The following is a 21,219-nucleotide window of genomic DNA, read 5'->3' on the forward strand; positions in this document are numbered from 1 at the left end:
AGATCCTTTCTGAAAAAGATAGATTTTTAGTTAAGTAATCGTTAACTATAGTTAATTATAATATAATTTCAAATTATTAATATAAGTACTATAATTAAATTGTTTCTGAAACGTAAGATTTTTAAGGCCTTAAATAACAAATAGAGCTAGGTAAAATTTAGTAGGTTAGCGATAAAACTTATTTAAGTCAGGGGATGTATATCTAGTGAAAGCATTAAGATGGCATAATCAAAAGGATATTCGATTGGAAAATATAGAAGAACCTCAAGTAGCACCCGGAAAAGTAAAGATAAAAGTAAAATGGTGTGGAATTTGCGGAAGTGATTTACATGAATATTTAGGAGGCCCTATCTTTATTCCAGTAGATCAACCACACCCTTTAACAAATGAAATAGCTCCAGTCACATTAGGTCATGAATTCTCTGGAGAAATAGTGGAAATTGGAGAAGGAGTAACCGACTATCAAGTGGGCGATCGTGTGGTTGTCGAACCGATTTTTGCAACACATGGTCATCAGGGAGCCTATAATTTAGATGAGAACATGGGATTCCTTGGTTTAGCAGGCGGAGGTGGAGGTTTCTCCGAGTATGTGTCTGTTGATACAGAATTACTTCATAAATTGCCAGATGAGTTGTCCTATGAGCAAGGAGCATTAGTGGAGCCTTCGGCAGTAGCTTTATATGCTGTTCGTTCAAGTAAAATTCAGGCAGGGGATACTTCAGCAGTTTTTGGATGTGGTCCAATTGGTTTACTAGTAATAGAAGCATTGAAAGCGGCAGGTGCAACAGATATTTATGCAGTGGAGCTTTCTTCTGAACGTCAGGCAAAAGCAGAAGAACTTGGAGCAATCGTTATAAATCCAGCTGAATACGAAGATGTTGTTGCAGAGCTTGTTCGCCGTACAAATGGTGGAGTAGATGTATCTTTTGAAGTAACAGGAGTACCAGTTGTATTAAAACAGGCTATTCAATCTACTTCCATTGCAGGTGAAACAGTTATTGTTAGTATTTGGGAAAAAGGTGCGGAAATCCTTCCTAATGATATCGTCATTAAAGAACGAACAATTAAAGGGATTATTGGTTATCGAGATGTATTTCCAAGCGTGTTGAATTTAATGAGAAAAGGATATTTTTCAGCGGATAAATTAGTGACAAAAAAAATTAAATTAGATGAAGTAGTTGAAGAAGGATTCCAATCATTAATTTCAGAAAAAAATCAAGTGAAGATTTTAGTAAGTGCAGAATAAACATGTAGTTATTAAGAACAAGGATGTCGCAAAGAGGATATCCTTGTTTTTTTAGGGTAATAGCAATAAACTTTACGAAAACTGCATTTTTTATTATAAGAAGCCAGCGTTTTTGACGCTGACTAGTAGTAATATTGCTTATAGTAGTTTCTTATTCTACCGCTTCATTCATTTCAGTTGGACTAGTATGTTCTTCTGTTTCCTTTGGAGGAACTGCACGTTTTACAAACATGGCAAGAATAAGTGCAACAATAACGATTCCGACAGAAATAAGAAATGCATCATTGATTCCTTCAAGCATTGCTTTCATTCCAAGCTGTTCTTGCATTGTTGCAATTGCTTCAGGAGTTGGTTGTGTCGTTGCATTGCTCATCTCTTTCATTGCTTGGGCAGCTAATTCCTCACCATGTGCTGCTGTACGCTGTGACATGATGGTGATCATAACTGCAGAGCCAATTGCTCCTGACACTTGGGACAATGTATTATTTAAAGCTGTACCATGAGGATTCATTCTCGATGGCAATTCATTTAAACCATTTGTCATAATTGGCATCATAACCATGGACATACCAAACATGCGTAAGGAATAGATAAGCACTAATGTAGTTGTAGTAGTTGTCATCGATAATTGACTAAACATATAGGTCGTAATGGCAGTCAATGTTAATCCAACTAAAGCTAGTATTCTTGCCCCATATTTATCAAAAAGTCTTCCGGTAATCGGTGACATAATCCCCATAATAATGGCACCAGGCAATAATAATAGGCCAGAATGGAAAGGTGAAATGCCTCTAACTGTTTGAATATACATCGGCATTAACAGCATCGCAGAGAATAAAGCAATGTTAACTACTATCGTAATAACTGCTGATAATGAGAATAATGGATACTTAAAGATTCGGAACTCGAGCATTGGAGTTGTCATCTTTAATTGGCGAAGAACAAATAAAATAAGAGATATTGCACCAATAATCAAAGTACCGTAAACATGAATATTACTCCAACCTTTTGTACCAGCAGAACTAAATCCATATAATAAACCACCGAATCCTAAGCTGGATAAAACGACAGATAAACGATCAATATGAATATCTACTTTTTCCTTCTTATCTTTAATTTTAAAAATCGCTAAAATTAAAACGATGATTGCAATAGGAGAAACAACATAGAACAACATTCTCCATTCATAATGTTCCACAATATATCCTGATAATGTAGGACCGATTGCTGGAGCGAAGGTCAAAATAAGACCAAATACACCCATTGCACTTCCACGTTTTTCAACTGGGAAGCTCGTTAGCAAAAAGTTCATTAAAACTGGCATCATAATAGACGAACCGGAAGCCTGTATCATTCGTGAAAGTAACAATACTGGGAAGGAATGAGCCATTCCAGCCATTAAAGTACCAACAGCAAAAAGTGACATCGCTGTGATGAATAATCTTCTTGTTGAATATTTTTGAATTAAGAAAGCGGATGTTGGAATCATAATGCCATTGACAAGCATATACCCAGTAATTAGCCATTGACCAACAGATGGATCAATTTCGAAGTCCGCACTTATAGACGGTAAAGCAATATTTAACAGTGTTGAATTTAGAAATGCGACAAAGGCACCCGCCATTAAAATTACAATAATCCCATATGCAGGTTTTTTTTCATTCGTTGTTGCATTTGTGTTCATTAAAACAATTCCTCCCTATGAACTCTTCGTTCTTTTTATCCTATTGAATCTAAGCTTAAATAATAATATACCTGTAGTATAAATATTGCAATAAAAATGTTTAGAATCCCTAAGTAAAAAATAATTTCTTTACAATCGACTAATGATATTATGGAGGAAACCTTTATATAACAAGAAATTCACCCGTTATTTTATCTGTTGAATGATTGTAATTTCATTCTAAATAACCTAGTATATAATTTGAACCAGTAGTCTAAATTTACTTTTAAGGTGGTTAAATGAATAAACGTAAACAGCATGTAATGGATAAAGCGCATGAATTATTTATTGAAAACGGATTTCAGCAAACGTCGATCCAAGACATACTAACTGCAAGTAATATTTCAAAAGGTACGTTTTATAATTACTTCTCCAGTAAAAATGAATTGTTGATTTCGATTTTTAAAAATATCTATACGGAATTGGAATGGCAAAGGAAACAATTACTAATTGGTCAAGATAAAACGGATAGCACCCTATTTATTAAACAAATCGAAATGTTGATTCGCACAAATAATCAATATAAAATAATTTCTTTATTTGAAGAAATCCTTTTTACGAAGGATGAAGAATTAAAAAATTATATTAAAAATAGAAGAGTACATCAGTTAAGCTGGATTTATAATCGATTAGTTGATGTATGTGGTGCACAAAACAAAACATATTTATTAGATTGTTCCATCATGCTAATGGGAATGATCCATTCTAACATTTTTGTGCATTCATTAGTCTATCAGGATCACGCAAATATACATCAAATTGTTCATTACTGTGTGAATAGGGTACTTGATATGGTTAACCAGTTATCTAAATCCAATGAAGTCCTTTTAAAGCCAGATACGCTTTATAATTGGATTGCACTTCAATCCATAAACGATGATGATATGGGAAAGAAGGAAATTCTTTGTATGCTTTATACGTTTAAAGCGGATTTAAAAAAAGATAAAGAATTTCTTACTAATCAAGAAAAAATAGAACAATTATTAACATTTATTGAAGAAGAGATAGAGATCAAACACCCAAGATATTTTATTATCGAAAGTACATTAATGTCTCTGATGCAAGAGGTAAAAGATACACCATATGCTAAAACTGTTCAAACATTTAAAGAAAGCATAGAAAAAGTATATTCACAACAGAATCAATGACAGTGTAATAGGGAAAAGTCACAGCCTAAACGTTGACTTTTCCTTTTTACCATTTTCTGAGGCGTTTTCACTAATAATGCAGGGACAAAACATTTGACTTTATTCTGCACAGCCCGCCTTATTTTTCCCTAATTTATGTCGCATGAAAAATGTCGCTGCTGCAATAATCACAACAAATGCTAAACTAACAAAGAAGCCGATTCGAACTTGCTTTTCGATAATGGTTCCTACAACAGCAGAGACAATAAGTAAAATACCAAATGAAGATTTTATTTTATCCCACAGTTTTCCTTTTAATACTTTAAAGGAAGAAAACAGGATGAAAGCCCAGTTGTATAATAAAAGAATCCCAGCTGCCGTTGTAATATATTCGAATATTTTTCCTGGTAACAAAAGGGCGGCTATAACAGAAGCGAAGAGCCCAATTCCTCCAAGAATAAAGGAAGGAAGAGGCAACTGGTTGAAATTCTTTAATTTTTTTGTAAAGATTTTTGGTGCATCCCCATCTTTTGCTAATGTAACTAACAGGCTAGTCACTCCAAATAAAGACGCTGTCATAGTGGAAAATCCTGCAATGATAATAGCTCCATTAAATACATGGGGGAAAAAGTTCAAGTGATAATCCGATAAGGCAGTTACAAACGGACTCTCTTTTTCGGAAAACTGATCGAGTGGCGCTAAAATCGACGCTAGCCCTAGAGAAAGAACGTAGATTATTACAAGAATTATGAGCATATTTGTCCCAGCTTTCGGTGCGTCTTTTTTATCTTTTAGCTGCATTGCCATTAACCCGATTACCTCTATTCCTCCATATGCGTAAAACGCAAATAATAAAGAAATCCAGAAGCCTTTATAGCCTTTCGGAAATAGTTCATTCATGGAACGAGGGATAGAAATATCGCCGTTTCCTCCATGTATCCAGCCAAATACAGCAGCTGCTGCTAAACCAATAAACATAATAATCGCTGCAGTTTTGATAATAGCCAAATAATTTTCGACGCGATCAAAGCCTTTTGTTCCTAGAAAGACGACAAATAAAGATAGAACAGCATAAATGCATGCGAATACCCATAAAGGTACTTTAGGAAACCAAAACTGTGATAAAAGCGAAAGCGCTGTTAATTGGCTGCCCATGATTAGGATATTAGAGAACCAATAATTCCATCCGCAACTAAAGCCGGCCCATGGACCGAATGCTTTGTTTGCATAATAACAGAATGATCCTTCCTGTGGGTCCTCTGCGGTCATTTTAGCTAATTGATTAAAAACAATGTACGTACCAATCGCAGCTAAAATAAAGGTGAAAACAATGGAAGGACCTGTTTCTTTAATGCCAAGACTAGACCCTAGAAAATAGCCAGTGCCTATCGTACAGCCTACGCCAATTAAAGATAGCTGCCACCACTTCAGATTTTCAGATTTTGAAGAATTTGAATTTTCTTTTTTATTCGTCATGTTTTTCTCCTCTTTAAGTAATGATGAAGGGATTACATAAAAAAGATTGTATTGTAATTAACCACTATTAGTATGTCAGCTTTTACAGCAATTATTTGTATAACTTAAAACATAAAAGTAACGTTAATAATAGAAACAACTATCTGTTTCATCCTAGCAATTAGTAGAAAAAAATTTTTCCTAATGAAATAATTGTGAAATGATGGTAACTTAGATAAGGTGAGGATTTTTTTATAAATGAGGAGAAATGATGATTAGATTTGACAATTACTTATTTGTTTTATTATTAAATGTTGTTCCGATTTTTATTTATTATTATTATTTTCATAAATTGAAAATTAAAAATAAAACAGTATTTACATTTATTTATTGTTCAGCCATATTAATTTTATCCATGACATTTCCATTAGAAATAGCTCCTGGTCATATTTATGATTTAAGGACAATTCCTTGGTTAATAGCTTTTTTCTATGGAGGGTTTCCGGCAGGCTTATTGACAACTGTTGTGATAGGAATGTACAGATATATGATTGGGTTTAATGAAGGACTAATTGTGACGATGATCATCGTATTATTTTCACTACCCATTTTGTACTTCGCAATCAAAAAATACAAGCAAGCTCAATCTTTAATAAAAAAAACAATGATTGCTTGTATAACATTGCTATTTCCTATAAGCATTGATTTAATTGCTACTTCATTTTTCACAAATAAAATAACCTTAACCTTTATTGTTTATTTATACTTGTCTCATCTTGTTACTTTTATTATAGCTATTTATCTAATAGAGTCCCTCTCTTATCAAGAAAGGAAGAAGGAGCAAAAACAACAGACAGAACGGATAAGATTAATTGGTGAAATGGCTGCTTCTGTTGCACATGAAATACGAAACCCTTTAACCGTTGTAAAAGGATACACTCATTTATTAAAGGAATCTTCAAATATTACAGGAAAACAACAAGAGATGCTTTCACTCATGGAATCAGAATTGGTGAGGGCAGAAAAAATAATAAATGATTATTTATCACTTGCCCGTACAAATGAAGGCATCAAAGAACAGATTGATTTAGCCAATCTTCTTAAAAAAGTAGAAGAGCTTATGAGTCCATATGCACTATTAAATAACGTGAAAATTTATAATCAAGTTCATACGCCTTGTATAATTAGTGCTGGGCAAGATGAAATTCTGCAATTATTTATAAATATGATCAAGAATGCTATTGAAGCTATAGAGGACAAGGGTGAAGTGGTTATTTCTGAACAGATGTCAGAGAATTATATAAAGATAAATATTACGGATAATGGAAAAGGAATGTCCGAAGAGGAACTAACCAGACTAGGAACTCCTTTTTATTCCACAAAAACACAAGGAACGGGTATTGGTACCACGGTATGCTTTAATATTATTCATCACCTAAACGGCAAAATTAAGATTAAAAGTAAAGTTAATAAAGGTACAACTTTTTCTGTTTATTTGCCGATTGTTAATAAATAAATGAGGGATGTATGGACAGAGTATAAACTACTGATAAATTTGTTCATACATTCTTTAAGGGAAAAATGTTTAGGTAAAAATGGAAACACTTACAGGGATTCTGGATTTTCTGAAGAATATATAAGGAAAGAAATGAATATTACGTCAGTATTTTAGCATAATAGTTTATACAGTGAAACTTAAGAATATTTTGAGTTAATATTTAATTTGTTGGTTTTGTGACGATGATCTCTTGATTCGTGATAAACTTCACTTTTGTCCAAAAAAATCTATTTTTTTGTCAAACTTACATTTATTTTTGTTCAAAAAGTGGTATTATATTAAAGGAGTTTAATGATGGAGAGGTTGTACCATCCTATTCTATTGTTTTAAAGAGGACTGTAACCAGAATTTTCATTCGTACATACCTTCATTCATTTTAACTAGAGTTGGTAAAAATATCTTTTGCAAATTTTTGTGCAGTCAATCACAATAAATTTGTTAATAACATTTAAGCGAAAAGCTTATAGTAAAGGAGAATCAGTTATGTCAGAAACTACTGCTCAAACGAATGCTGAAAAACAACTGACTGCTACAAATCAAGACCTATTGGATCAGTTGTTAAAGCCTGAGGTACAAGAATCATTGACAACATTAATCGAGCAATTACCTAAGTTAACTGAAATGGTTAACGGATTATCTAAATCTTATGATGTTGTTCAATCATTATCACAAGATGAAGTTTTTAAGAGCGATATTGTTGGTGCGACTACTGAAATGTTCGAACCAGTAATCCATTCAGTTAAAGGGATGGCTTCAGCAGCAATTGAAGCAAAAGATCGTGCAGAAGAAAGCAATGAAACAATTGGTATATTTGGTTTAATGAAAATGTTAAAAGACCCACAAGCACAAAAGATGTTCCGTTTTTTACAGAGCTATCTTCAAATTATGTCAGAGCGCAATAATAAATAATCTTTCATGTAGAGTCTTGCCAAGTCAGCTTTTTGTCTAAGAAAAAGGGACATCCTTACATGACAATACTGACAAGCAAGCCTGCCAATACTTTTAAATGTAATAAGGACGGAGGATTTACTATGTCAAAACATATCGTTATTTTAGGTGCTGGATACGGTGGCCTTTTAGCAGCTTTAAATGTTCGTAAATTTTACAGTAAAGCAGAAGCTACAGTTACCGTTATTAATAAATATCCAACACATCAAATTATTACTGAATTGCACCGTTTAGCAGCAGGCAATGTTTCTGAAAAAGCAGTTGCTATGCCCCTAGACAAATTATTTAAAGGGAAAGATATCGACTTGAAAATTGCTTCCGTTGATACTTTCAATGTGGATACAAAAGAAGTTGTTTTAGGCGATGGATCTAAAGTAACTTATGATGCATTAGTAGTTGCTTTAGGAAGTGTAACTGCATACTTCGGTATCCCTGGTCTTGAAGAAAACAGCATGGTTCTTAAGTCTGCAGACGATGCAAACAAAATTTACAACCATGTTGAAGAGCGTATTCGTGAATATGCTAAAACGAGAAAACAAGAAGATGCTACTATTTTAATCGGTGGTGGCGGACTAACAGGTGTAGAACTTGTTGGTGAACTTGCTGATATCTTACCAGGATTAACTAGAAAATATGGTGTTGATTTCCGAGATATTAAATTACTATTAGTAGAAGCTGGTCCGAAAATTCTTCCAGTATTACCAGAAGACCTAATCGAACGTGCTACAAAAAGCTTGGAAAAGCGTGGCGTAACATTCTTAACTGGCCTTCCTGTAACAAATGTAGCAGGCAATGTTATTGATCTAAAAGATGGTCAAAAAATCGTTGCTAATACATTTGTATGGACAGGCGGTGTACAAGGAAATCCATTAGTTGGTGTTTCTGGATTAGAAGTTAATCGTGGTCGTGCAACAGTTAATGAATTCCTACAATCTACATCACATCCTGATGTATTTGTAGCTGGTGATAGTGCTGTGTACTTCCCTGCTGATGGAGATGGTCGTCCAGCACCACCAACAGCGCAAATCGCTTGGCAAATGGGAGAATTAATCGGATATAATCTATATGCTTACCTTGAAAATAAAGCATTAGATACTTTTGATCCAATTAACTCTGGTACACTTGCAAGTCTTGGTAGAAAAGACGGAGTAGCAATCGTAGGCGGAAGCTCCACTCCATTAAAAGGATTACCTGCTTCCTTAATGAAAGAAGCAAGTAATATTCGTTACTTGTCACATATTAAAGGATTATTCAGCTTAGCTTATTAATCCTTTTGAAAAAAGATGAGATATGGTGCATAGCACTGTACTCATCTTTTTTTTATAAGGAATTGTCGGTGTTCTTTCCCGCAATCAGCGCAAATTTTTTCCTGTAAAAAAACGCTAAACTTCATAGAATAGGGTAATCGTTATTTTAAATCAGATAGAGATAATTCATAAAAAAAGGAGCTAGAGATAGATTCTTCCATGTAAAATAGCTTAGATGGTTGTTTTCGGTTAATTTCACTGTTTTTTGTTCCTTTTCGTTTCTTTACTTCCCTAAATTTCAGGAGTAATATCATTCATGGCAAAACAAATTTATACAAATCGCTTAATCCATTTTTGGAACGGGGGACCCGCATTTTGTGTGAAAACACTAGGGGTGAATCCTTATTAAGGAAGGGCAACTCTCATATGTCCTAATCCGACAGCTAACTCCGGAAGCGTTAAGAGGGGAGAATACTTGATGTAAGCTATTAGACTACAAAGTAATTCTTTGTAGGTTTTTTATGTTTAAAATTTAGTATGATGAAAAGTTTATAGTGAGGGATACATCGTGAACAAATTAACCGTAAAAAGAATCATTATTGGGAAACCTTTGAAAACAAGTGCTTTAGGAGAACAGAAATTAAATAAATTAAAAGCTCTTGCGATACTTTCATCTGATGCGCTTTCATCGGTAGCATATGGAACAGAACAGATTTTGCTTGTCTTATCGGCAGTAGGCTTCCTTGCCTATTGGTACTCTATCCCAATTGCAATTGGTGTGCTTATTTTATTGACAGCTTTGATGTTGTCTTATCGTCAAATCATTTATGCCTATCCGCAAGGTGGAGGAGCATATGTTGTGTCAAAAAATAATTTAGGAGAAAATGCAGGTCTTATTGCAGGTGGATCGCTTTTAGTAGACTATATTCTAACCGTTGCAGTTAGTGTTTCTGCTGGGACAGATGCAATAACTTCTGCTTTTCCAAGTTTGTATCAATATAATGTTATTCTCGCAATAATGATGGTTATTCTGATAACGATTCTAAATTTAAGAGGCGTAACCGAATCTGCGTCTATATTAGCTTATCCAGTCTATTTATTTGTTTTAACCTTATTTATTTTAATTGGTGTTGGTATTTGGAAGGTTTTAAACGGAGAAGTTCCTACTGAGCTACACACGCCAATGGGGACTACTGTTCCAGGGTTGAGTATCTTTCTTTTGTTAAAGGCCTTTTCTTCTGGATGTTCTGCTTTAACAGGTGTGGAGGCAATTTCTAATGCTGTGCCAAATTTCAAAGAACCTTCTGCCAAAAATGCAGTTAAAACGTTAACGATGATGGGGTTATTTCTAGCTGTGTTATTTTCTGGAATTACTTTTCTTGCCTTCTGGTTTGGGATTGCCCCAAGTGGGGAGGAAACGGTAATTTCCCAAATAGCTACAGAAGTGTTTGGGAAAAATGCTATGTATTATTTTATCCAAGTGACAACAGCAATCATATTAATATTGGCAGCCAACACGGGCTATGCAGCGTTTCCGTTACTTGCCGTAAATCTAGCGACCGATAAATATATGCCTCGTATATTTACAGTTAGAGGAGATAGATTAAGCTATTCAAATGGAATTGTTATCTTAGGTATCGCATCTATATTATTAATCATTTTCTTCGGAGGTCATACAGAAAAGCTTATTCCATTATATGCAGTTGGCGTATTTATTCCATTTACATTATCGCAAACGGGAATGAGTAGAAAATGGATGAAAGAGAAACCTGAGGGGTGGAAAGGGAAGCTAGCTATTAATTTAATCGGAGCGTGTATTACCTTTACCGTCTTAGTAATTCTGTTCACAACTAAGTTCTTCCAAGTGTGGCCAGTATTACTCTTTCTCCCTTTCGTTGTTTTCGGGTTTCATAAAATAAACAAACATTATCATAATGTTGCAGAGCAATTAAGAGTATCAAAGAAACATTCTGCTATAAAAATGGAAGGGAATATCGTTATTCTTCCAGTTGCCGGGATTACGAAGGTGGTAGAGAATTCTTTAGCATATGCGGAGACAGTAGGAGATGTAGTAATTGCTGTATATGTTGCATTTGACAGAGAGAGTGAGAGACGAATGGAGGAAAAGTGGAAAGAATTTAGACCGGATATTCGTTTAGTAACAATTCATTCTCATTATCGAAGTCTGATTAGGCCACTAGCAAGATTTGTTGATACAATCGAGGAAAAAGCCGCTGAACAGAAGCATAATGTGACGGTTATTATTCCGCAATTTATTACGAAGAAAAATTGGCATAATTTTTTACACAATCAATCCAGTCTATTGATTAAGACTCATCTTTTATATAAACGAAATGTAATTGTTACAACTGTTCCCTATCATTTAAGAAAATAGTATATAAATTTATCATGATATAAAGGATAATTTTTCATCTTTTTCATAACCTATTGGTAAACTTTGAAAAAGATGAAATTATCCTTTTTGTATAGTTTCCTAGTAATATTGTTAGGAAAGAGATAAGTACGATATCGATGATTCTAAGGGAGTAGTTTAAAATATGAAACGCTGCTTATTAAGTATGTCTATTATATCTATCTTTTTGCTAACTGGCTGTTGGGATCATTCGGAATTAAATCAAAATGCCATTGTAACAGGGATAGCAGTAGATAAAGGAGAAGAACATAAATATAAACTTTCTATTGAAAGCACTTCAGCAACAGAGCTAAATCCTAAAACTGCTCAAGGTTTAGCTCCTGCGATTGTTTACTCGATAGAAGGAGATACTATTGGGGAGATTACCCATAAGTTTAACGTTGCTATATCTACTCATTTGGTATTTTCGCATATGAGATTACTTGTCATTGGGGAAGAAATTGCTCGAGAAGGTATTCTTAGTTTTATGGATTATTTCGACAGAGATAGAGAAATAAGAGATGACTTTAATATCATTGTTGCTAGAGATACAGATGCTGTTGATTTTTTGCGAGTGGTTAACGATTATCAAAAAGTCTCTTCTTTAAAAATATTTCCACAGATGGATAATATGCTTAAGGACTGGGGCGGAACACCTGGAATGAAGTTAAATGATTTTATTCGTACATATTCATCACAAGGTCAAGTTCCAGTGTTAGCTGCTATGAAAATTTCCGGCGATAAAGAAATGGGCGGCAGTATGGATAATATAAAGACAACATCACCAGCAGCAATCGCAAAAATTGACTCTTTAGCGATTTTTAAATACGGAAAGCTCCAGGGGTATCTTGATTTACATGATACAAGAATTTTATTGTGGATTCAAAATAAATTGGAACGAACTTCTTTAACTATACCCTATGAAGACCAAAAGTTTTTTGGATTACGTGTTATCCATACGCAGACAAAAATTAATGCTAGGCAAGTAAACGGAAGACCTCAAATAGATATATTTGTCCGTTCGGAATCCACTCTTGACGGATCAGATAAGGGAATAAAAGCTACAAAAGTAAACGCATTCGAAGATTTTGAAGAACGGACCAACCGCTATCTAGAAAAGGAATTCAATCAACTAATTGAAAAAATGCAAAAAGAATATGTGGCTGATATATTTGGATTAGGAGAAATATTTAGAGACCAAGACTATAAGCATTTTAAACAATACGGAGAAGATTGGGATGCAGGTTTTAAAGATGCAAAGATAAATGTACATGTGAATATGGAAATAAAAAGAAGCGGTTTTAGAAACAATAGCTATAATGTAAAATAACTGTCTTTTTATAAATAGGAATTCTTTAAAAATGATAAAAATAGCGTTATGATAAAAAGGAGAATGAAGGATGCATTCACAAATAGGGGAGCGGTAGAAATGAATATATCCGAGGTAATCACTGGAAGAAGAACGATTAAAAAATTTAAGTCTGACGAAGTCGATAATTCCATTATTGCGGAGTGGCTACAACGTGCCAGATTTGCACCAAATCATAAGATGACTGAGCCGTGGGAAATTCTTTTTATTGGAGAAAAGACTCGAGCAGAATTAAAGCATAAAACAAATTTTGGTGGGGCTTCAAAGGTTTTAGCAATTTTATCACATAAAGGAAGAAATCAAATGGAACGGGATGAAAACTTATCAGCCGTTTCCTGCTTTATTCAAAATTTTATGCTCCAGGCGTGGGCCGAAGGAGTTGGAACGTTTTGGAGTTCTGTAGGTTCTTCTGCTTTAGGAAGAAGAACTTTAGGAGTGAGTGATGAATTTGAAGTAGTGGGAGTACTTGCAATTGGTTATCCAGAAGAAATCATGGCTGCGAAAGAACGAGCTTCCATTGAAGACAAAATTATCTACTTAGATTAAAGCCTTACGCTTTGTTTTTAAAGGTAATTATTTCAAAAAAAATTCCCGAAAGAAAAAATTAATGATTCTGGTTGCTGCTAAGAACAACAGCCTAAATAAAATAGCCATTTATTAAACTAATAATAAAACCGAACAGTCATTCATCATTTTTTGAATGATTTGTTCGGTTTTAGCTTTGGCTGAAATACTTGTGTCCCAATCCACTTCCTTTTAGTCACATTTTTTAGGAAAATAGACTTAGGTACATACAATGAAGTTTATTCCGTTTTGCAAAAACGGTTAGAATCCACTTATTGCAGAAATTTCATTCACTATATATAATAACTTGGTGTATATCAAGCAAGTGTATACTTTACGAAGTAATGCATTTAGGAGGACTTTAAATGAAAAAATTGCTGTTACTTGCAACCGGTGGAACAATCGCCTCAGTTGAAGGGAAGGAAGGACTAGTCCCCGGTTTGTCTGCAGAAGAGCTCCTTCAATATTTTAAAAATGATATTTTAGAAGTTGATGTGACTTGTAAAATCATTATGAATAGAGATAGTACGAATATGCAGCCGGAACATTGGATTATGATGGCTACAACAATTGCGGAACATTATCACGAATATGATGGATTTGTGATTACGCACGGAACAGATACGTTAGCCTATACATCAGCTGCGCTTTCTTATATGTTGCAAGGTCTAAAAAAACCTGTTGTTATTACGGGATCACAGGTTCCAATTAGTTTTAAACAAACAGATGCTAAGAAAAATGTCATGGATAGTATTCGCTTTGCAAAAGAGGACATTGGTGGCGTATTTGTCGTTTTCGATGGTCGTGTGATTATTGGAACTAGAGCAGTAAAAATGCGCACCAAAAGCTATGATGCATTTGAAAGCATTAACCATCCATATGTGGCCAAGATAGAAGAAAATCAAATTCATTATTTATGGAAGCCGGACAAGCAAACGGGTGAACTAGTATTGGATACAAGGATCTGTCCAGATGTGTTCCTATTAAAATTGTATCCAGGAACAAAACCTGAAATCTTTGATTTTATTAAACATGCATATAAGGGCGTCATTATCGAAAGCTTTGGCAATGGAGGATTACCTTTTGAGGAGAGAAACCTCTTGCCGAAGATTGCTGAAATGGTAAACGCAGGGATTGCAGTTGTTATTTCTACTCAGTGTCTTGAAGAAGGCCAAGATCTATTATTATATGAAGTAGGAAGAAAAGTAGCCCAATACAATGTCATATTATCAGCAGATATGAATACCGAAGCTATAGTAGCAAAATTAATGTGGGTACTTGGTAGTGAACAATCAGTAAATGAAGTAAAAAGAGTGATGGAAAGTCCCATTGCCTATGATTTATCAGTAGAATGGGAGAGTTAAAGATTCGTTCTATTTGAAAAAAATTGATTAAAAGGAGGCTGGGACATAAGTATTCTAGCCCAAGTTAAAGCCAAACAATTACACGAAAATTTCGTATGATTGTTTGGCTTTTTAATTAGCTTGTAAAAAAGCTGTTTCAGTTGTTATCACCCACAGCCTTAATACACTTCGCTTTCCGTGGGGCTCGCGCTAAAGCCACGGTCTGCCCTTGGCCTTCAGGGTCTCAGGCTGTCTCACTAATCCCCGTGGAGTCTACGTGTATTCAGGCTGCTCCCTATTTCCTACTAATTCAAATTTTCTTAAAAAAAACAATTTTTTTAAGAAATAGGCTTTAAAAACGGAGTGAAATGGAGCGGAAGACACTCGACTCCTGCGGGAAGCCGAGGAGGCTCAGCTTCCTCCCCTGTGCATCGAGAGTCTGTAGCGCAATGGAAAGAATTGTTTTTTTACACTTGATTATATTTAAAATCATAAATAACTAATATGAAAAACTAGCCTTTATTTAAGAGCTAAATTTGAGATTGTTCGTCTTTACAGAGTGGCTATTTAGTTTTGTCCCAGCCTCTTTTTTCTTTGGTTTTAAGATGAAAACGATTTCTTTTTTGGGATTTTAGGTATATACACCTAATTTTAACTCATCTATTTCTAGTGTAATATTTTCAAAAACTAGATTTACAGTTAAATAAAGCAACTTTTGAAATAAATAATATGGACAGATTTTGTATTTGCATATATCTTTAGTTCTATAAAAACAAAAGAAAATGAAAAAAATGTGACTATAGGATTATATACTAGTAGAATAATAGATAATATCATAGGTATTAAAGAATACATAATCGGGGTAATAGAAACAGATAGTAATAAGGTGATAGGTTTAAAGATGCTTAATAATGAATTGAGACAATAGATCTAGGAGGTATGTAGTGGTGAAAAAAGTAGTAGTACCTGGTATATTTCTAGCAGCATTATCTTCTCCACTTTTTATGGAAGAGGCTCAGGCTGCTTCCATTACCAAATATGTAGAGGTGAGTAAGGGATCGGTATTAAATGTAAGGGTCGGTCCATCAGTAAATACAAATATTGTAACGACTTTAAACGCTGGGACGAAAGTAAATGTCCTTTCGGAAACAAATGGCTGGTCAAAAGTGAATGTAAATGGAAAAACTGGATATGCATCATCAAGTTATTTAATAACAAAGCAAGAAAGTTCGATAAAATATGTTTCCATCAACCCGTCTTCCACCTTAAATGTGAGAGAAACAGCTTCTACTAAAGCAAAGGTCGTAACAAAGCTTAAACAGAATACAAAGGTTGAAGTAGTTTCTGAATCTAATGGCTGGTCGAAAATTATAGTAAATGAAATAAATGGCTATGTAGCATCCGAATACATAAAAGCAGTTCAAACAGAGGATAAGAAAACAACTGATACATCAAACGAACAAAAAAAAGTAACTAAATATGTCAATGTAAGTACTGGTTCAAGTTTGAACTTAAGAAATAGTTCTTCGAATTCAGCTTCTATTATTGTTAAATTGGCAAAAGATGTTGCCGTAACGGTTTATTCAGAATCCAATGGTTGGTCAAAGGTAGAAGTATATGGAAAACAAGGATATGTAGCAACACAGTATTTAGCTGAAAAAAAATCAACTGTTAATACAGAGCAATCAAAAGAAACAAGTACTGGCGCCAATAAAGATACAAGTGTAAAGACGACTACAAAATATGTAAATGTGGCTAACAACTCTTCGCTAAATGTGCGAAAGGAATCGAATACGAGTAGTTCCATCCTATCGAAGCTTTCTAGAGGAACGAAGGTCACTGTTCTCTCAAGTGCAAACGGTTGGGATAAAGTAACTGTATCTGGGAAGACAGGCTATGTAAGTAGTAGTTATTTGTCTGATAAGCAAATTACAGATACTACTACTAAAGCACCTGAAACAGAAAGTGGACAAAGTAATACGGACAAGTCGCCGACACAAATCACGAAGAAAGTTAACGTACAGACTGGTTCTAATCTCAACGTGAGATCCACAGCATCAACAAGTGGAGCAATCAAAGGGAAGCTTTCTGCAGGAACAGTAGTAACAGTATTATCGGAAAAAAATGGCTGGTCCCAAATTAAGACGAATAATCTGGAAGGGTATGTAAGTAGCGAGTACTTAACAAGCGTTACTACACCAGATAAGGGAACAGACCAAATAGATAAAGAGGAAGACAACCAACCAGAAGAAGCGCCAACGGTAGTAGAAAAGAAAGTCAATGTCCAAGCAGGTTCTAATCTCAACGTGAGATCCACAGCATCAACAAGTGGAGCAATCAAAGGGAAGCTTTCTGCAGGAACGGTAGTAACAGTATTATCAGAGAAAAATGGCTGGTCCCAAATTAAGACGAATAATCTGGAAGGGTATGTAAGTAGTGAGTACTTAACAAGCGTTGCTACACCAGATAAGGGAACAGACCAAACAGATAAAGAGGAAGACAAGCAGCTAGAAGAAGCGCCAACGGTAGTAGAAAAAATCGTCAATGTCCAAGCAGGTTCTAGCTTAAATATGAGAGCCACACCATCAACAAGTGGTGCAATTGTTAGCAAGCTAGCTGCGGGAACAGTAGTAATTGTTCAATCAGAAGAAAATGGTTGGTCCAAAGTAAAAGTGAATAATCTGGAAGGTTATGTAAGCATAGAGTATTTAACTGCTAAAGGAAATGGAACCACTAATGTAACAATAAATAAAAATTATGTGAATTATAATCTGACCTTAGAAGACATGACTAATATTCAATTAAAAGTTAATCCACAAACAGACAAAAAATATGATACATATATCAGAGAAGACGCGATTGCATTCAAAACTTCTGATTCAACAAAAGGAACCGTGCTAGGTAATGGCTGGAGATTACGTGGAGGTGCTGGAACCGATTATTCCGTTGTAAGTACCTTAACGAGTGGACAGGTATTAACGGTTGTTTCCAAAGTAAAGGGAACAGACGGCTACTACTGGTATAAAGTCAATTATTCACAGGCTTGGGTTAGTGCTAGTAAAGAGGATACTGCTTATTATCTTAATCCCAATAACTTTATTAATAGTGACACACAATCTCTTCAATTTCTAAAATTGTCAGCAAAAGCAAATGTGGATGATAAGGAAGTAGATAGTAAGATTTTGGCTGGAAAAGGTATATTAGCAGGAAAAGCATCTGCTTTTGTAACGGCCGCTAATGCTTATGGGGTGAATGAACTTTACTTGATTTCACATGCTCTTTTAGAGACTGGGAATGGAACGTCTACTTTGGCAAATGGTGTTGAGATTAATGGTAAAACAGTTTATAACATGTATGGTATTGGTGCCTATGATGGATCTGCCATTTCTAGTGGTGCTCAATATGCTTATAATGCAGGCTGGTTTTCACCGGAAGCTGCGATTATAGGTGGTGCGAAATTTATTGCCCAGGGCTATGTTAATGCTGGACAGGATACTTTATATAAAATGAGATGGAATCCTGATGCAGCTGAGAAAACAGGAACAGCAACGCATCAGTATGCTTCAGATATTGGCTGGGCAACAAAACAGGTGAATCAGATCTATAACTTATATAGTTTAATAAGTTCTTATACATTAAACTATGAAATTCCAACCTATCAAGTAAATTCTAAGTAAGAAACTAATGATTTCAGTCATTCGTATATGTTTTTAAAAAGATAGCTTTAATTTTCTGTGTGTATAAAGGTTTTGGCTATAAGAAGATAAATCAATTCTCTGGTTATAGTGATGTTTAGAAAGATTGTTTGCAATCTTTCTAAACATCACTCCAGATTGTAAACTAGGGTTTAGTGCAATTGGGTTGCCCTTGTTATTAGCTGCGATAATATTTACATCTGCAGGAATGGCACCTAAAATATTAATATTCAATAATTGTAATATATTTTCTATTTCTTGGTTATGCTTATAACCATTTACAAATAGAGATAATTGCTGTTTATTTTGTGATTCCAGTATACCGATTACTCTGTCTGCATCCTGTAATGCAGTTTTATCAGGTGTAGTAACGACGATAGCTTCATCAGCTCCATTTAATGCATAGAAAAATCCACTTTCCAATCCTGAGGGAGAATCAATTAATATAAAATCATACAGTGGATCGATTTCAGAAAGCATCTCCACAAACGATTCAAATTCCATCTCTGATAAATGTTTTTTACTGCCAGGTACTAAATGAAGGTTCTTCATTGTACGGTGTCTAACCACTACATGATTAAAAGAGCATAGTTTTTGCAAATAATCCAAAATATCTAGGATGATTCGATTAGATAAGCCTAATGGAATATCAAGGTTTCGTAAACCAAAATCTGCATCAATTAAGCATACTTTATAGCCTTTTAATGCAAGAGAAATACCGATGTTAGCAGTAACTGTAGTTTTTCCAACTCCTCCTTTCCCAGAAGTAATAGTAATAATTCGACTCATTTTTTAATCCCCCTAAAATGTAAAAAGGCTGATGAAAGAGGAAAGTCCCTCAACAGTAAGTTCGTTATATTATCAATTAGTGGCAGTAGAAAAATCACTAATTGAAGGTTCACTATATTATTCCTATGTAATAATTAAGAAGAGCGTTCAATAGAATGAAAATGAACGTAATACAGAACAATTTTAATATGAATATTCGAGAAGAACCATATGTAGAAACTACTATCTATTCTATTGAATTCCCCACTTAATTAGGTGATTTATAGCTTTTTGTAAGAGTTTTGGATTGGTAATAGGAAGAAAGACTGATTAAGCGTAATTGCTTATGGGCTCGCTTTATTTAGGAAAGAGTATTTATAATTAGCTGTGAAAGAAAAAAATAAGGAAAAGTACCTATACTGTATCTGGGGAATTATGATTTAGATAAAATGACGGCTAATCCTTGTTAAGGAAAGAGGACACGTGAACCTCCAAAGGTCAGCGGAAATCAAGCGTCCTCCATTTTATGGATTAATTTAATCGCATAAACCATATAAGCGAGAAGGGTATTAAAAAATGGGTTTATATTTCTTGAATGGAACTATCGATGGAATATGGGGCGAAATCGATATCACATTCAGATCCAAGAACAAATTTTGCGAGTTGCTGTCCGATAAATGGGCCCATTGTTAAGCCGGATGCACCTAAACCATTAGCAATTGTTACCCCTTCATATTGCTTTAGTCTTCCGAACACAGGAAGAAAGTCATTTGTAAATGGACGAAAGCCAACTTTTACTTCACTCCATATCCCGTCTGACAAGCCAGGGGCAAATAATAAAGCCTTATCGATAATTTCTTTTATGCCAGCAACCGTAATGTCAGCAGCTAACTCAGTCGTATTTTCGTGCGTTGCCCCTATAACAATGCTGTTATTTTCTAATGTTAATAAATACTGATCATGTGGTGGCATCACAACAGGCCAATCAGAACATGGAACATCTTTTAGCTTTACGTGCAAAATCTGTCCTTTTTGTGCTTTCACGTCAAAGGATAATTGTAATGGTTCCAGTAATTCATTCGCCCAAACCCCTGCAGCAATAACTACTTCATCCGCATAAATAGTTGTGTTGTCACTAAGCTTTACCCCTTTAATTGTATTTTTTTCTTTAATAAGCGTACTAGTTGAGTGAATAAAGGTTGCTCCTAATTGTTTACTAGCCTCTATAAGAGCATTTCGTAATGCCCATCCATTTACCCTTGCTGCTCCACTAATATGTAAAGCGCCGTATCCAGGAGCTAATAACGGGAACAATGCCCTTGCTTCTGATGAGGTAAGGATGTTTATATCGCCAATTTCTGGCGCCTCTAATTTTCGTTTTAATGTTCTTTCTTTCATAGCTTCTAGTTTTGCGAGATCGGAATGGAGACTAAGTGCGCCAACCTTTTTATAGCCTGTATTCAATTGATGGTAGCTATTTAAATCTTTAACAAGGGACGGATAGTATTTTGCACCTTCTCTGGCCAATACATACCATTTTTTGTTTCTACGCTGGGAATTCCAGGGGCAAATGATGCCTGCGGCTGCCTTTGTTGCTTGTCCTCGATCTTCTCTATCAATGACTATAACCTCTGCTCCACGTTTTGCTAATTCAAAGGTGATAGAGGCGCCAAGAATGCCTCCGCCAACGACTACTACTTTTTTCATGTATTTATCAATTCCTTCTATATATTAAGTAAAAGCTGGTTTCAAAGGGTTGCTGG

At 34.8% G+C, this 21,219-nt stretch carries 14 protein-coding genes and 1 riboswitch; of the genes, 10 read left to right on the forward strand and 4 right to left on the reverse strand.

What is annotated here, in order from left to right; translation table 11 throughout:
- Window positions 1–205: 205 nt before the first annotated feature.
- Entirely contained in the window at window positions 206–1,246 is a 1,041-nt protein-coding gene (locus AB3U99_RS08630; protein WP_400246873.1) for a 2,3-butanediol dehydrogenase, read from the forward strand.
- 151 nt (window positions 1,247–1,397) lie between these two features.
- Here the strand turns inward: AB3U99_RS08630 and AB3U99_RS08635 are convergent, their stop codons facing one another.
- Window positions 1,398–2,930, reverse strand: a complete 1,533-nt coding sequence (locus tag AB3U99_RS08635; protein ID WP_400246874.1) for a DHA2 family efflux MFS transporter permease subunit — start codon at window positions 2,928–2,930, stop codon at window positions 1,398–1,400.
- Between the two features lie 278 nt (window positions 2,931–3,208).
- Between AB3U99_RS08635 and AB3U99_RS08640 the strand changes: the two genes are divergently transcribed.
- Window positions 3,209–4,117 carry a TetR/AcrR family transcriptional regulator gene (locus tag AB3U99_RS08640; protein WP_400246875.1) on the forward strand — a complete coding sequence of 303 codons (909 nt, stop codon included), beginning with the start codon at window positions 3,209–3,211 and terminating at the stop codon, window positions 4,115–4,117.
- Between the two features lie 99 nt (window positions 4,118–4,216).
- On the opposite strand, the gene AB3U99_RS08645 is transcribed toward AB3U99_RS08640, so the two are convergent.
- The gene (locus AB3U99_RS08645) at window positions 4,217–5,572 is read right to left on the reverse strand and encodes an amino acid permease (protein WP_400246876.1); all 1,356 of its coding nucleotides are present in this window, start codon (window positions 5,570–5,572) and stop codon (window positions 4,217–4,219) included.
- Window positions 5,573–5,819: 247 nt separating this feature from the next.
- Here AB3U99_RS08645 and AB3U99_RS08650 point away from each other — a divergent pair, with 247 nt between their 5' ends.
- The 8 genes from AB3U99_RS08650 (at window position 5,820) to AB3U99_RS08685 (ending at window position 18,670) form a co-directional block, all read left to right on the forward strand.
- Window positions 5,820–7,067 (forward strand): ATP-binding protein, encoded by a 1,248-nt coding sequence (locus AB3U99_RS08650; protein ID WP_400246877.1) that lies wholly within the window; start codon window positions 5,820–5,822, stop codon window positions 7,065–7,067.
- Window positions 7,068–7,592: 525 nt separating this feature from the next.
- Complete coding sequence (locus AB3U99_RS08655; protein ID WP_341192523.1) at window positions 7,593–8,018, forward strand: DUF1641 domain-containing protein; 426 nt, start codon at window positions 7,593–7,595, stop codon at window positions 8,016–8,018.
- Between the two features lie 122 nt (window positions 8,019–8,140).
- Complete coding sequence (locus AB3U99_RS08660) at window positions 8,141–9,325, forward strand: NAD(P)/FAD-dependent oxidoreductase (RefSeq protein ID WP_400246878.1); 1,185 nt, start codon at window positions 8,141–8,143, stop codon at window positions 9,323–9,325.
- A gap of 309 nt (window positions 9,326–9,634) precedes the next feature.
- Window positions 9,635–9,776, forward strand: a riboswitch (cyclic di-AMP (ydaO/yuaA leader).
- A 96-nt stretch (window positions 9,777–9,872) separates the two neighbouring features.
- Window positions 9,873–11,699, forward strand: coding sequence for an APC family permease (locus tag AB3U99_RS08665; RefSeq protein ID WP_400246879.1), 1,827 nt, complete (start codon window positions 9,873–9,875; stop codon window positions 11,697–11,699).
- 163 nt (window positions 11,700–11,862) lie between these two features.
- Window positions 11,863–13,047 (forward strand): Ger(x)C family spore germination protein, encoded by a 1,185-nt coding sequence (locus AB3U99_RS08670; RefSeq protein ID WP_400246880.1) that lies wholly within the window; start codon window positions 11,863–11,865, stop codon window positions 13,045–13,047.
- Window positions 13,048–13,146: 99 nt separating this feature from the next.
- Complete coding sequence (locus AB3U99_RS08675) at window positions 13,147–13,632, forward strand: nitroreductase family protein (protein ID WP_400246881.1); 486 nt, start codon at window positions 13,147–13,149, stop codon at window positions 13,630–13,632.
- A 383-nt stretch (window positions 13,633–14,015) separates the two neighbouring features.
- Window positions 14,016–15,014, forward strand: a complete 999-nt coding sequence (locus tag AB3U99_RS08680) for an asparaginase (protein WP_400246882.1) — start codon at window positions 14,016–14,018, stop codon at window positions 15,012–15,014.
- A gap of 926 nt (window positions 15,015–15,940) precedes the next feature.
- Window positions 15,941–18,670, forward strand: coding sequence for an SH3 domain-containing protein (locus AB3U99_RS08685; RefSeq protein WP_400246883.1), 2,730 nt, complete (start codon window positions 15,941–15,943; stop codon window positions 18,668–18,670).
- A 33-nt stretch (window positions 18,671–18,703) separates the two neighbouring features.
- Here the strand turns inward: AB3U99_RS08685 and minD are convergent, their stop codons facing one another.
- Both minD and AB3U99_RS08695 read right to left on the reverse strand, forming a co-directional pair.
- Window positions 18,704–19,477, reverse strand: coding sequence for a septum site-determining protein MinD (minD, locus tag AB3U99_RS08690; RefSeq protein WP_400246884.1), 774 nt, complete (start codon window positions 19,475–19,477; stop codon window positions 18,704–18,706).
- A gap of 561 nt (window positions 19,478–20,038) precedes the next feature.
- Entirely contained in the window at window positions 20,039–21,163 is a 1,125-nt protein-coding gene (locus AB3U99_RS08695; protein ID WP_400246885.1) for an NAD(P)/FAD-dependent oxidoreductase, read from the reverse strand.
- Between the last annotated feature and the right edge of the window lie 56 nt (window positions 21,164–21,219).

Origin of the sequence: Niallia tiangongensis (genome assembly GCF_044704065.1) — a bacterium.
Taxonomy (GTDB): domain Bacteria; phylum Bacillota; class Bacilli; order Bacillales; family Cytobacillaceae; genus Niallia; species Niallia tiangongensis.

What these genes read in the sequence shown, in the direction of transcription:
- AB3U99_RS08635 (WP_400246874.1), bottom strand. Translation starts at nt 2,930, where the DNA reads ATGAACACAAATGCAACAACGAATGAAAAAAAACCTGCATATGGGATT.
- AB3U99_RS08670 (WP_400246880.1), top strand. Translation starts at nt 11,863, where the DNA reads ATGAAACGCTGCTTATTAAGTATGTCTATTATATCTATCTTTTTGCTA.
- AB3U99_RS08640 (WP_400246875.1), top strand. Translation starts at nt 3,209, where the DNA reads ATGAATAAACGTAAACAGCATGTAATGGATAAAGCGCATGAATTATTT.
- AB3U99_RS08660 (WP_400246878.1), top strand. Translation starts at nt 8,141, where the DNA reads ATGTCAAAACATATCGTTATTTTAGGTGCTGGATACGGTGGCCTTTTA.
- AB3U99_RS08695 (WP_400246885.1), bottom strand. Translation starts at nt 21,163, where the DNA reads ATGAAAAAAGTAGTAGTCGTTGGCGGAGGCATTCTTGGCGCCTCTATC.
- AB3U99_RS08675 (WP_400246881.1), top strand. Translation starts at nt 13,147, where the DNA reads ATGAATATATCCGAGGTAATCACTGGAAGAAGAACGATTAAAAAATTT.
- AB3U99_RS08680 (WP_400246882.1), top strand. Translation starts at nt 14,016, where the DNA reads ATGAAAAAATTGCTGTTACTTGCAACCGGTGGAACAATCGCCTCAGTT.
- AB3U99_RS08645 (WP_400246876.1), bottom strand. Translation starts at nt 5,572, where the DNA reads ATGACGAATAAAAAAGAAAATTCAAATTCTTCAAAATCTGAAAATCTG.
- AB3U99_RS08650 (WP_400246877.1), top strand. Translation starts at nt 5,820, where the DNA reads ATGATGATTAGATTTGACAATTACTTATTTGTTTTATTATTAAATGTT.
- minD (WP_400246884.1), bottom strand. Translation starts at nt 19,477, where the DNA reads ATGAGTCGAATTATTACTATTACTTCTGGGAAAGGAGGAGTTGGAAAA.
- AB3U99_RS08655 (WP_341192523.1), top strand. Translation starts at nt 7,593, where the DNA reads ATGTCAGAAACTACTGCTCAAACGAATGCTGAAAAACAACTGACTGCT.